The following is a 13,440-nucleotide window of genomic DNA, read 5'->3' as shown; positions in this document are numbered from 1 at the left end:
CGCTCGTTCAGCTCGCGGTAGGTCAGCTGCCGCTCGTTCATGACGGCGGCCACGTTGTCCGGGTAAAGCTCCGCCTGCTCTTCGAACAAGCCGTGAATCGTCTGCTGCCGCGGGTAGTCCGCCTCCGAATCGTTGAAACCGCGCATCAGCTCGCGGATTTCCTCCTCCGTGAGCATTTCCAGCGAGGCAATATCCCCGTCCGGCGCTGCTGCGATGGTTTCGAGCAGCTTGTCATAATGTCTGGCGAACCGCTCCGCGGTCTCTTGTTTATACAAAGCCGTAGCGTACTCCAACCGGCATTCGAGCTGACCGTCCAGCTCCGAAATATCCAGGAGCAGCTCGAACTTGGATGTTTGATTTTCCAGTGGATAAAACGATTGCTCCAGCCCCTCGATGACAATTTGCTCGTTCTCCGTATTTTGCAGGGAGAAGAACGTATCAAAGAGCGGATTCCGGCCGGTCGCGCGCGGAATGTGAAGACTTTCTACCAAGTCTTCGAACAAATAATTTTGGTGTTCGAAAGCCCCGAGCGTGATGTCCTTGATTTCTTCCAGGTACGAAAGGTACGGCTTGGAACGCTCCGGACGGCTGCGAATGGCCAGAGTGTTGATAAACATCCCTACGATCGGCTGCACTTCTTCCTGCGTTCTTCCGGCAATCGGCGTTCCTACGATCAGATCTTCCTGACCCGAATATTTATGCATAAGGATGGTGTAAGCCGACAGCAGCACCATGTACAGGGTCGTCCCTGTCCGTGCCGCTAGTTCTTTCAGCTTCTCCGTCCGATCTTTCTCGATATAAAACTTCACGGTTCGGCCGTCAAAGCTTTGCACCGCAGGCCGCGGGAAGTCCGTCGGTAGCTCCAAGACCGGCAGCTCGCCCGACAGCTGTTCTAGCCAATACTCCTTCTGCGGCTGGAGCATCTGCCCGTAAGCTTCGGAATGCTGCCAAACGGCATAATCTTTGTATTGAATGCGCAGCGGGGCCAGCTCCTCGCCCCGATACAGGCGGCTGAACTCGTCGAAGAGCAGCGCTGTCGAAATGCCGTCCGAGACAATATGGTGCATATCGAACAGCAGAATGTGGCGATCCTCGGCGACTTCGATCAGACCGATGCGGAGAAGTGGCGGCTTAGTCAGATCAAACGGGTGATAGTAAGCTTCCACCACTTGCTCCACTTCCCGCTCGCTCGCTTGGAAATAATCTACAGCAAAATCCAACCCGTCATAGATGCGCTGGACAAGCTCGCCTTGAACCTGCTCAATCCCGGTACGCAGCGTCTCATGGCGCTGAATCAGCGCCCGGAACGCGTGCTCGACGCGCGTGCGGTCCAGCTTGCCTTCGAGAAGAAGCGCCGCCGACATATTGTAGCTGCGCTCGGCCCCGTCAAGCTGGCGCAGGACGTACAGACGCTTTTGCTCGGATGAAACCGGATAGTACTCGGCCTCAGCCGCCTTTGTAATCTCATACGTCTCCTGCTGCCTTAAACCGCCGATTCTTTGGGCCAGCTGTTCGATCGTGGTGTAGCGGAAAACTTCCCGCAGCGGAACCTCGACTTGCAGCTCTTTCCGAATCTTGGAAACCAGCGTGGAGGCCCGCAAGGAATGACCACCCAAGTCAAAGAAATCGTCTTGAACTCCTACTCGCGCAATACCCAGCACCTGCTGCCAAATGAGAGCAAGTCTTGTTTCCAGCGTTGTGCGAGGAGCCACATACTCACGGCCTACTTCTACCTCTCCGGTCGGTTCAGGCAGCGCTTTACGGTCAATTTTGCCGTTCGGCGTGAGCGGAAGCTTATCAAGAGACACCAGCCGGGCCGGGACCATATGAGCCGGCAGCTCTTGCTTCAATTGGGACAGCAGATCGCTCAGCTGCAAGGAAGCATCCGCCGCCACGTAACCGCACAAATACTTTTGTCCCTGCTCATCCGTACGGTCGGTCACCACAGCCTGCTTGACGCCCGGGAAACGCAGCAGGGCCGTTTCAATTTCGCCGAGTTCGATCCGGAACCCGCGAATTTTCACCTGATAGTCGATCCGGCCGATGAAGTCCACGTTCCCGTCTTCTAGCCAGCGGGCCAAATCGCCTGTCCGGTACAGACGTTCGCCCGGCACAAACGGGCTGTCCGCAAACTTCTCGGCGGTTAGATCCGGACGGTTCCAGTACCCGCGCGCCACCCCGGCGCCGCCGATGACAAGCTCGCCCGGAACCCCTACAGGAACCGGCTTTAACGCAGCATCGACAATGTAAAACCGGGCGTTCAGCCAAGCTTTGCCGATCGGCACATGACCCGACGGCGGCAGCTTATCCAGCGGCTCACCGTAAAAGCTGCTGTCAATGGCCGCTTCGGTAACTCCATAGCTGTTGATGATGCGGAATTGTCCGCCGAATCTTTCCTGCAGCAATCGGTAATCGGTGACACTGCAAGCATCCGAGCTGGTAATCAGCAACTGCATGGAGCTAACGTCCAGCCCTTCTTCATAAATATGCTGCATGAATGGCAGGATGAGCGCAGGCGTCGATTCGAATACCGTAATGTTTTGGTCCCGAATCCAGCCGTATAAGAGGTTCGGATCAATCCGGTCATCCTTCGGCACAATCACCATCGTGCCTCCGTTATACAGCGTCCGCGCAATGTCTCCGACGAACACGTCAAACGAGAAGCTGGCCAGCTGCAGCAGCCGCACCGGAAACTGATCCAACCGGTACTCGCGACGGTACGCATCCGCCGTATTCACGAGACTACCGTGCTCAATCATGACGCCTTTCGGGCGTCCCGTCGTACCCGAGGTGTAAATCACATAAGCCAAGTCTTGCGGGGCGCTGTCGGCAGATTCAAATTCCACGGCTAAGGCATCCCCGTTATAAATCTGTTCATCGTCCATGGCATAGACAGCTTGAAGCTTCAGCTGGTCATCGGCCAACCAACCTCCGGCCCGCTCCAACAGATGACGCTGCGTAAGCAGCACCGATGCATCGCTATCGCTGAGCATGTACTCAATCCGCTCCGCCGGATAATCGGGGTCCAGCGGTACATAGGCTCCGCCGGCTTTCCAAACGGCGAGCACCCCGACCAGCAGTTCCACCGAACGCTCCGCCCAGATCCCCGTAATCGTCTCCCTTCCCACGCCCTGTTCGCGAAGGAGAGAAGCCAGCCGCTCGGCGCGTTCGTTCAATTCGCCGTAGGTCAGCTGTTTGTCCATGTAGACGACTGCCGGATGATCTGGAATTTCCCGAGCAAAATTTTCAACATACCGATGAAACGCTTCTCCCTCGCTCAGCCCTGCCACCGGCGGGTTAAAAACATTGAGAATGCGGTGTCTCTCCTCATCGCTCAGCAGAGAAATCTCGCGTACCGGCAGTTCGGGACTCTGAAGAAACTGGTCCAGAATGGTTACATACTGTTCCATAATCCGATCAATCTCGGCCGTCTCGAACAGACCCGTACGATAGGAAGCATGGAGAATTACATGGCCTTCATTCAGCATATGGTCGAAGCGCAGCAGCAAATCGTCCATCTCGTGCCTAGCGAAGTGAGCCTCCAGGCGTACCTTGATTTCTTCGTACTCCACGATTTTCAAAGGCAGATATTCCAGAGACGTGCGGAACAGCCCCGAAAGATCGTTGCGGCCGTGTTGTTCGCGTAAATCCTGGATCAATTGGTTATAAGGGTATTTCTGATACCGCAGATCCGCCGTATTTTCCTTGGAAACCGTTTGGATCAAGGAAAGCACGTTCCTGTCTGGATTCAGACGAATCCGCGTAGCCACGGTGCTGACGAACATGCCGATCGTTTCTTTTTCCTTCTTGCTGGTGCGATTGGCGAAAACCGTGCCGACCGGAACATCGGTGCTGTCGGTCAGCTTGTACAATAAGGCGTACATGGCGGACAGAAATAACGTATATAAGCTGACCTGATATTGTTCGCTGAAGGCCAGAATGCGTTCATACCGGGAACCGTCCAAAGTGATGGACAGTTTATTGGATTCGCTGCCGATCGAGAATGGCGGATACGATTTAATGCCGGTCGTTTCAGGCAAAGTGTTGTACTTTGTCAGCCAGTATTCCTTGCCTTTTTGATAACGCTGCGATTGCTCATATTCACGCTCCGAGGAAATATAATCTAGATAGGAAGGGGGCTGGTAACTGCTGGAGATGCCTTTGCGCAGTTCCAGGTATTTTTCCATCACCGCATGCAGCAAAGCATTGACGGACAAGCCGTCGGCAATAATATGATTTACCGTCAAATTGAGCCATACTTGGCCGTTCGCAAAATGGATAATCGTAAATTGGTAGAGGTGTTCGTCGAACACGCTGGCCGGTTTTTCGCTTACTTCTTTCACCCAAGCATAGAATTGTTCGGTTGTGCCTATTTCGAGGCGGCTTATCCTAGCTTGGACATTCTCCGGCTCTTCGAACCACTGCGTTGGATTTTGCAAATCCCCGCTAATGCGGATTCGGAAAACGTCATAGGTTTTGACGATCTCTGCCGCCGCTTGCTTCAGAAGCTGTGTGTTGATCTCGCCCGTAATCTGGTAGGTCGCGGAAAGCATCGTGATGGACGTTCCCGGATTCATAATTTCCATGAACCATATTCGGCGCTGGGCTTGCGTTAATCCATATTGCTCGTTGGTATCCTCTCTCACATCGACACACTCCCGGTTTAGAGATTCTTTATAGATAGGCTTTGTACCTAGATGTCACTTAGTCACTCTTAGAAGAACCGCGCAGGCCATTCCCGGAACGGCTCCTTCGGACTCTTCCTCCTTTTTCGTGTCTGCGTTTTCTGGTAACTACCGGTTATAAAGTAATACCTTGGATTGCTAAAAGACTCTGTCGCATTCGCGAGCAAGAAGCCGCCCGCCGTAAAGCGGGTCTAGCCGTACAGCCGGGCGTAATAACCTCCGAGCGCAATCAGGTCCTGATGGCAGCCCCGCTCGACGACCGTCCCTTGGTTCATGACGGTAATCAAATCCGCATGTTCCACGGTGCTGAGACGGTGGGCGATCAGGATGGTGGTGCGCCCTTTCATCAATACGTTCAGGGCCTGCTGTACCCAATGCTGGGATTCGTTATCCAGCGCGGAAGTCGCTTCGTCCAGCAGCAGAATCGGGGCATTTTTGAGAATCGCCCGTGCGATCGCAATTCGCTGCCTTTGTCCGCCCGACAACGACGCTCCTCTCTCTCCCACCGGCGTTTTATACTGTTCAGGAAGTTCCTGAATGAAATGATGAGCGTACGCCGCTTTGGCCGCTTCGATCACTTCTTCATCCGTTGCATCCAGGTTGCCGTAGCGGATGTTTTCCTCAATTGTGCCGGTAAACAAGAACGGCTCCTGCGGAACGTATGCAATCTGCCTGCGGATTTCGTCCAGCGTGTAATGGCCGAACGGTTTGCCTTGGAGCAGGATTTCTCCGCTGTCCACAGGATAAAAGCCGAGCAGCAGCTTGATCAGCGTACTTTTGCCGCTGCCGCTGGCCCCCACGATAGCGGCGACCTGTCCGGGAAACACCTGCATGGAGATGTCGACAAGCACCTTTTTATCCGCCTGATAGGAAAATTCCACATCGCGAAACTCCACCGCAGCCTCCGACACGAGCTCGCTGTGAGGAGATCCCAAACGCTCCGGTTCCTCTTCCTCTCTTAGTACTTCTTGAATCCGGTGAGCGCCCGCGAGCGAATTTTGGGTCATCGACAGAACCGTCCCCAAGTTCAACAAGGCGTGCGTCAGATTCACTTGCAGAACCGCCAGGGCGGCGACGCTTCCCATTCCCATCAGTCCGTAGGCATAAAGAAGACTGCCGATGACGATGATGCCGCAGAACGTGACGTAGCTGATAAAATGATTCACCGCAGCCTGCATGCCGTTCTTCTGCGCGGTTTGCCGAAGCGTCTGCGTCATTTGTTCGTTCAACGCCTCGTACTGGCCGTAAATCGTGCGGATGCGGAACAGCTTCACAATTTGAATGCCGCCCATAAAATCTTTGAATTTTTCGGTCATTTTACCGAGCGTTTGCAAGCCTTGTTCGGACAAGGCGCGAATATCCCGCGCAAATTTCAGGCTGACCACGGAGGACAGCAGCAGAATGACGAAGGATACACCGGCAAACCGCCAATCGATCAACACCATGGAGACAATGGAGCCGATGCAAAAGACAACTTGAAGCAGCAAAACAAAGTAAACCTGCGAGAATGTAAACTCAACGGTCGTTACGTCATTGTTCACCCGCGACAGCAAGTCCCCATGGTGCGTCTGCTCCAGGAATCTCGGCCGCACCCGGCACAGCTTTTCATAAAGACGTTCGCGGATATTCAGCACAGTCAGCTCGACACTACGCTGGTATAAGTAAATGAACCAGGGAGAAATCACATTTTCCAGGAACAAGGCCGCGCCCAAAATAATAAAGGCTTCCACTATCAGGGACGTATCTCGGGACACGGCGAAATCAACCAAGTTATGTACGACCAAGCTGAAGGCGATCAGGAACAATGTCTGGGTGAGCGCCGTCACTGCCAGGCCAATGGCGTACTGGGTTTTGCGCTTGCGGTTCATAAACATCAGCAAGTAGCTTAGTTCTTTCACTTGCGAGAGCCATCCGCCCTTTTTCATGTGTACGCCACCTCCCTGCGTTCGGCAGACTCGGTAAATTCCTGATAGTACGACTGGGCGTACAGTCCCTTCATCTTCAGCAATTGTTCATGAGTGCCCTTTTCAACAATACTCCCCTGTTCCATGACCCAAATTTCGTCGGCGTTTTGTACTGTAGAAAGCCGGTGGGCAATAATCATCGTCGTTCTCTGCTTCATCAATACGCCCAGCGCTTCCTGAACCGCGCTTTCCGACTCCGGATCAAGAGCCGACGTTGGCTCGTCCAGTAGCAGAACGGGAGCATCCTTCAGAAAAGCCCGGGCCATTGCAATGCGCTGGCGCTGCCCGCCGGACAAAAAGCCTCCGCGCTCTCCGACATACGTCTGGTAGCCGTCGGGAAGCTGCATAATGAAGGAATGCGCCTGAGCGGCTTTGGCGGCTTCGATAATCTCGTCCATCGACGCTACTTCCCGCCCGTAGCCGATATTTTCAGCGATCGTGCCGCTAAACAAATATGAATCCTGGGTTACCACGGAAAAATGCGACCGAAGCTGCTCCGGATCGGCGCCGTGGATCAGGCTGCCGAACACGCGGATCTCGCCCTGGTCCTCCGCAAGCGGATAAAAGCCGCATACAAGCTTAAATACCGTGCTCTTCCCTCCGCCGCTCGCTCCGACAAGCGCGATCGTCTTCCCTTCCGGCACCGAGAAGCTAACATTCCGCAGGATCGGGGAGCTCTCCTCATACCCGAAGGTTACGTTCTGAAACTCGATGGGGGCGGCGCTCGCTTTCGGAAGCGAACGACCATTTTCCATTTCGGTCGGCTGCTCGACGATTTCGGAGACCCTTCTCAGGGCACCGGTCATTTCGAACGTCCGCGTGATGAGCTCGGGAATATGCTCCAGCGGTTCCAGACACAGATTCAGCAAGTACAGGAAGGCGATCAGCTCTCCCGCTCCTAGCTGCCCTTTGTAGATCAAATAGCTTCCGTAACTGACGGCGAAAATGATCGGGCTGATCATCAACGTGGAAAGCAGCGGGTTGACCCAGGCTTCCCGCTTTTTCACGGCCAGCTTTTTTTGGGCCGTCAATTGCAGCAGCACTTGGTAGGAGCGAGATAACATGCCGGATAGCAGGTAGCTTTTTACAATAGGCATGCCCCCAAGCGTATCCTGGAGGTTGACGTTCATTCGGCCCATGTTCGCCTGGGCTTCCTCCGTCAACCGCTCCAACTGCTTGCCGATCCATTGGGAAACCAGCAGCGCTACGGGAAATAACAGCAGGCTGTACAGCATCAGCTCCCATTGGAGGTAGAGCAAATAAGCGAAACAGCCGATGAACAACAGCGGATGATAAAACCACTGGGCGAGGTCCCGAATCATAAACTGCTGGATGAGCTGCAGGTCGTTGTTGATCCGCGACAATACGTCGCCGGAGTGCTGCTTTTCTAAATAGGAGACCGGGAGTTTACCGATATGACGCATGACATGGTTGCGGATATCCTGCACCGCAGAGGCGCTGCTTCGCTCCACGCCGAAGCTCATGAAAAACTTCGCCGGCACACCGATCAAGATGACCACAAAGACCGCGTACACGATTTGCAGAACGATTGGCCCCGCCCCCTTCTCGGCCTGGGTGGTCAACTGCTCGATCAAACTTCCCGTCCATATCTCAATAACGGCGGCGGCAATCGCGGACAAGACACCGACGATCATCCAGCCTTTGTGACGGCTTACATAGGACATCAGCCAGCGGAACGCTTTCCAGGCGGCGTAAGCGGTTTGGCGCTTGAAAGGCGCCGCTGTGCCTTGTTCTTGAACAGACGGCTGTCGGTCAGCTTCCATGCAGTACCCCGGCCTCCGCTTCGATCTGCCGCTTGACTTGCTCTAAGATGTCCCGGATGACGACGGCCGTTTCGTCCACGCGCGCGAGTTCCAGCAATTCCTCGTGCGCACCCTCCAGCCGGTAATCGGCGTAAGCTTGCGTCGTTGCCCCCCGCCAGGAAGGCAATTGGTGCTCCAGGCGGAACGCTTCGCTGTCCTTCGCAATCAGTTCGTAAATCCTGGCCGGGATCGTGCCGGAATTAATGAGCTGCGCTTCGTACGCCAAGGTCGCTTTGACCTTCCGATGAACCCGCTCCCGCACGAGCGGGTTGCTCATTAATTCCTTCTCTTCTTCGTCGAAATCGGCAAGCGTTTCTTCAAGCTCTTTCTCCGACGTTTCGGAAGGCGTCAGCGTGTGCTTAATCCACGAGTCCACCATAAGCACGTCTGTTACGGAATACCCTCTTTTCTCCATCGTTTTGGCTACCTCGAACGTCAGGTTTCCTCCGAAGCAGTAGCCGAGCAGCACGTAAGGTCCTTCCGGCTGGATGCGGACGATCTCGTCCACATAACGGTTCAGCATGGCCTCGTAATCGACGGCATCGTCGATAAAATCAATGCCGTAGAGCACGGACCGACCGTCGAGCCTGCTTGCGAGCTCTCGGTAACCGATGCCGAAGCCGCTGCCCGGAGGGAAGCAGAACACGTTCAGATTTCCTACTTTATTCAGCTTAATGAAGGAGTCTCCCCCTTTATCCAGGCCCAGATCCCCCTCTCCGAAAGCCATGGCTTCAACTGTTACATTGTGGAATTGGCGGTTCAGCGGTATCTCGATGCCCGTTTCATCGTAAACGGCTTGAACGAGCCTCATCAGACTTAACGAATTGCCACCCAACTCAAAAAAGTTATCCTTTACGCCGACCTGCGGAACGCCAAGCGTATCCTGCCAGACGCGGGCGATCTTCATTTCGAGCAGCGTTCTCGGCGCGACATATTCCGTTCCTCGGGCCGCGGCTTCCTCCGGCGCGGGCAGCGCTTTGCGGTCGATTTTCCCATTCGGCGTCAGCGGCATCCGCGAAAGCTGCACGAGGTGCGAAGGAATCATATACCCGGGAAGCTGCTTGGCGAGCTCCTCCTTGAGTTCATGCACCGCCAGCCTCGTTTCCGCAACGTAGTAAGCGACAAGCTGCTTTTGGCCGTTCGCGTCGTCGCGGTCGAGCACCTTGGCTTCTTGCACGGCGGCGATCTTCAGCAACTGCGTCTCGATTTCGTCCAGCTCGATCCGGTACCCGCGGATTTTCACCTGATGATCGATCCGGCCCAGGTATTCGATGTTGCCGTCCGGCAGCCAAGCCGCCAAGTCGCCCGAGCGGTACAGTTTCTCCCCCTCCGCAAACGGGGAATCGACGAACTTCTCCGCCGTCAGATCCGGACGGTTCAGGTATCCTCTCGCAAGGCCTTCCCCGGCCACGTACATTTCGCCCGCTACACCGATCGGCACAGGGCGGCGGCTTTCATCAAGGACGTACACCCTCAGCGTCGGGATCGGCTTGCCGATATTGCTTTTCGCCGCCTCCATTTCGACCCACGTGATTTCCTTATATGTAACGTGAACCGTCGTCTCGGTAATGCCGTACATATTAATCAGCTTCGTCTCCGGGTACTTCGTCTTGAAGCCCTTGAGCAGCAGCGGACTCAGCGCTTCGCCCCCGAAGATGACGTTGCGAATCCGCAGATCGTACGGATGGTCCGCCAAGACCTTACGCAGCAGCTGGTAGAAGTACGTTGGCGTCTGGTTCAAAATCGTGACCTGTTCGCGGCCCAGCAGCGCCAGGAAATCGGCTGGATTTTTCGCTGTGAGCGGCGGTACGATGACCAGCTTGCCTCCGTTCAGCAGCGCTCCGTACATTTCCCAGACGGAGAAATCGAAGCAGAACGAGTGGAACAGCGTCCACGTGTCGGACGGCCCGAAGTCGAACAGATTCTTGTCGTTGAACAGGAGGCGCACGACGTTCTTATGCTCAATCAGCGTTCCTTTCGGTCTGCCGGTCGTTCCCGACGTGTAGATGACATAAGCCAGGTTGAGCGGCCCGGAAATCGGCTCTAGGTTCGAAGCGTCCAGCGCACCTTCGGAGTCCGCCCCTCTGTCGCCCCAAACGAAATCGTCCAATTCGAGGCGCGTTCCTGCGAAGTCGGTCTTCTCGTGCAGATGCTTTTGAATCAGCAATAACGGCGCACCCGAATCCTCGATCATGAAGCGGATGCGCTCCTCCGGGTAGTCGGGATCGACAGGCACGTATGCTCCGCCCGCTTTGAGAATCGCCAGAATGCCGACGACCATATCGAGCGAGCGTTCGGCCAGAATCGCTACCAGCTGGTCCGCTTCTACTCCCGTCTCCCGCAGCTTCCGCGCAAGGCGGTTGGATCGCTCGTTCAGCTCGCGGTAGGTCAGCTGCCGCTCGTTCATGACGGCGGCCACGTTGTCCGGGTAAAGCTCCGCCTGTTCTTCGAACAAGCCGTAAATCGTTTTCCCCCGCTCGAACCCGGTTTCGGTGTCATTAAATCGCTTCAGCAGCGTCTCCCTCTCGTCTGGGGACAGCACATCGGCTTGTCCAAGCTCCAGATCCGGCTGAAATAAAAGCACGGACAGCAGCCGAACAAGATGGTCGGCCGCCTGTTCTACAAATGCCCGCTCGTACCGCTGCCCGTCAAAGCTTATTTCCAGCTCGATGGAGTGGTTTTGGCGGTCGAAGCGAAAAACCGTATCGGCCGCCACCCGGTTACCCAGCGGTTCCGGATGAATCGGGGCGAAGGATGCGACGGTGTTGACGACCGGGAGACCGTCCCCCGTATAGTCCAGATGGAGCGGCTCCACCATTTTCCGAAAAGGCAGGTGCTGATGCTCCAGCGCCTCGCCGATGGAGGCTTTGATGCCCCCGAGCAGCGTTCTAAGCGTAGTCTCGCGGCTTACGGACGTCTTGATCACCAAGATGTCATGCGGCGGCGGAGTCCCGTCGGGGTCTGCGCTATAAGAAGGCATCCCGACCAGCACTTGGTCCCGCCCGGTATATTTGAACAGCAGGCTTTTTACTCCTGCTAAAACAATCATGTACAAAGCCAAATCCGAACCGTTGGCAAGGCAAATGATTCTCTCCGAGATTTCGCTCGGCAGAGTACGGTGAAGCAAACCCGGCTCGGCCGCAGCTTCCCCGTCGGCCGATAATTTGGAGGATTGACTGTAGGGAAGGAAGCTCAGGCTGTCATCGGCGTCAAACTTGCCGCTCCAGTACCGTTCTTCCTTTTCAAACAAAGATTTCATTCGTACCTCCCCTAAAAATGAAGTGACCGCATGCCCCGGCGCAGGTCCGAAAAAGCTTGCTTTCGGCCTGCGCGTTTACGGGCTTGGACGTTGTTCGCCGTCTTCCTTGGGATGCGCGCCGCTTTCGTTTGACGGCGGAGGCGCGCTTGTAGGATTAGAACGCGAATTCGATCGTATCGACGGCACTCTTTGCGCCTGCCGCCGGTTTATGGCATTCAATCCGGCTTAGCTCGAGTTGTGGATTTTTCGCAATTTGAGACAGTACCCGCAGGTAATCCTCGGTCAAGGTGCGGATCATCGCTTCTTTGAACAGCTTGGTGGCGTAGAAGAAGCCCCCACTCAGCGCCCCGTTGTTTTCATACATAAACAGTGTCAGATCGAACTTCGCTTCTTCTAAATGGTCAAGCTCGTAAGTCTTCAGGCTGACCCCTTCCAGCTCGGCGTCTCGTTCTTCGATATTTTGCAAGTCGAAAACGGCATCGAACAGCGGGAAGCGGCCCGGCTCCCGCTTCACATTCAAACGCTCCACGAGCTCCTCGAATGGATAGTCCTGGTTCTCGAAAGCACCCAAAGCCGTTTCCTTCACTTCTTCCAGGTAGGACAAGAACGTCTTGTCGCCCGAAGGACGATTGCGGATCGCCAGCGTATTGACAAACATCCCGATGACCGATTCCAAATCGGCGTTCGTTCTTCCCGCCACCGGGGTGCCCACGATCAAGTCCTCCTGCCCGCTGTACTTGGACAGCAGCACGGTATAAGCCGCAAGCAGCACCATGAACAGTGTGCTTTCACGCTCGGCCGCCAATTCGCGCAGCCGCGCAGAGAGAGAAGCTTCGACGTTGAACTCCAGATGCGCGCCTTCGTAGCTGCGAGCCGCGGACCGTTCGTAGTTGATCGGCAGGTCCGCCGTCGGCAGCTCGCCTTCGAAGGTTTGCAGCCAGTACGCTTCCTGCCGCCCGATCCGCTCTCGGTGGGCCTTCGACTGCTGCCAAACGGCATAATCCTTGTATTGAATGCGCAGTGGCGGCAGTTCTTCCCCGGCGTAGAAACTTGAGAACTCATCGATCACAATCGCCATCGATACGCCGTCAGACACCATATGGTGCATGTCGAAAAGGAGAATATGCAGGTTCGGCTCCAGCTCGATGACCCCGGCGCGCAGCAGCGGCGGCTTGCCGAGATCAAACGGTCGAATGAAGCTGCGGACGATCTGCTCAATTTGAGCCGCATCCTCTTTATCCGCTTGATGATGCTCGATAGCAAAACCGACCTGCGGGTAAATCCGCTGAACCACTTCGCCCTTCACGATTTCAAAACCGGTGCGCAGCGATTCATGCCGTGTTATCAATTTCCGCAAGGCGGCTTCCAACCGGTCTAAATCAAATTCGCCTTCCACCTGCACCAGCTCCGGCATGTTGTAAAGCTGATCCGCTCCATCCAGCGTGTGCTGAATGAACAGCCGTTTCTGCGCGGAGGACAGAGGGTAGTACTCTCTCTCCTCCGCTTGAGGAATGGCCTCATGCTCCCGCCGTTCCATCCGGGCGATCGCCTCTGCCATCGCCGCAATCGTCGAGTGACGGAATACGTCGCGCAGCGGCAGGTTGACGTTTAATTCCTTAAATACCTTGCCCGCCAGCGTCGTCGCCCGCAGGGAGTGGCCGCCGATGTCGAAGAAGTTGTCGTGAACGCCAATCTCCTTCGCAAGCCCC

At 55.5% G+C, this 13,440-nt stretch carries 5 protein-coding genes; all 5 read right to left on the bottom strand.

Translation table 11 applies throughout. From position 1 onward, the window contains the following. On the bottom strand, window positions 1–4,646 hold a 4,646-nt coding region (locus tag HFD99_RS24535), incomplete at its 3' end, for a non-ribosomal peptide synthetase (RefSeq protein WP_167441031.1). Window positions 4,647–4,876: 230 nt separating this feature from the next. Beyond that, a complete protein-coding gene (locus tag HFD99_RS24530) occupies window positions 4,877–6,610 on the bottom strand; it encodes an ABC transporter ATP-binding protein (protein WP_029514286.1) in 1,734 nt (577 codons plus the stop codon). Further along, entirely contained in the window at window positions 6,607–8,433 is a 1,827-nt protein-coding gene (locus tag HFD99_RS24525; protein WP_045245424.1) for an ABC transporter ATP-binding protein, read from the bottom strand. The genes HFD99_RS24530 and HFD99_RS24525 overlap by 4 nt, the downstream gene beginning before the upstream one ends. Further along, on the bottom strand, window positions 8,423–11,731 hold the full coding sequence (locus HFD99_RS24520) for a non-ribosomal peptide synthetase (RefSeq protein WP_103042596.1): 3,309 nt from the start codon (window positions 11,729–11,731) through the stop codon (window positions 8,423–8,425). The genes HFD99_RS24525 and HFD99_RS24520 overlap by 11 nt, the downstream gene beginning before the upstream one ends. Window positions 11,732–11,885: 154 nt before the next feature. After that, the coding region (locus HFD99_RS24515; protein ID WP_238797277.1) for a condensation domain-containing protein at window positions 11,886–13,440 on the bottom strand (1,555 nt) is incomplete at its 5' end.

The organism is Paenibacillus sp. EKM301P (genome assembly GCF_011800295.1).
In the GTDB taxonomy this organism is placed as follows: Bacteria; Bacillota; Bacilli; order Paenibacillales; family Paenibacillaceae; genus Paenibacillus; species Paenibacillus polymyxa.
The sequence above is the reverse complement of the archived record's forward strand: the minus strand, read 5'-3'. Positions and strand labels throughout refer to the sequence as shown.

Bases quoted from the DNA above. Each gene is read 5' to 3' on its own strand.
- HFD99_RS24530 (WP_029514286.1), bottom strand. From the start codon at position 6,610: ATGAAAAAGGGCGGATGGCTCTCGCAAGTGAAAGAACTAAGCTACTTG.
- HFD99_RS24525 (WP_045245424.1), bottom strand. From the start codon at position 8,433: ATGGAAGCTGACCGACAGCCGTCTGTTCAAGAACAAGGCACAGCGGCG.
- HFD99_RS24520 (WP_103042596.1), bottom strand. From the start codon at position 11,731: ATGAAATCTTTGTTTGAAAAGGAAGAACGGTACTGGAGCGGCAAGTTT.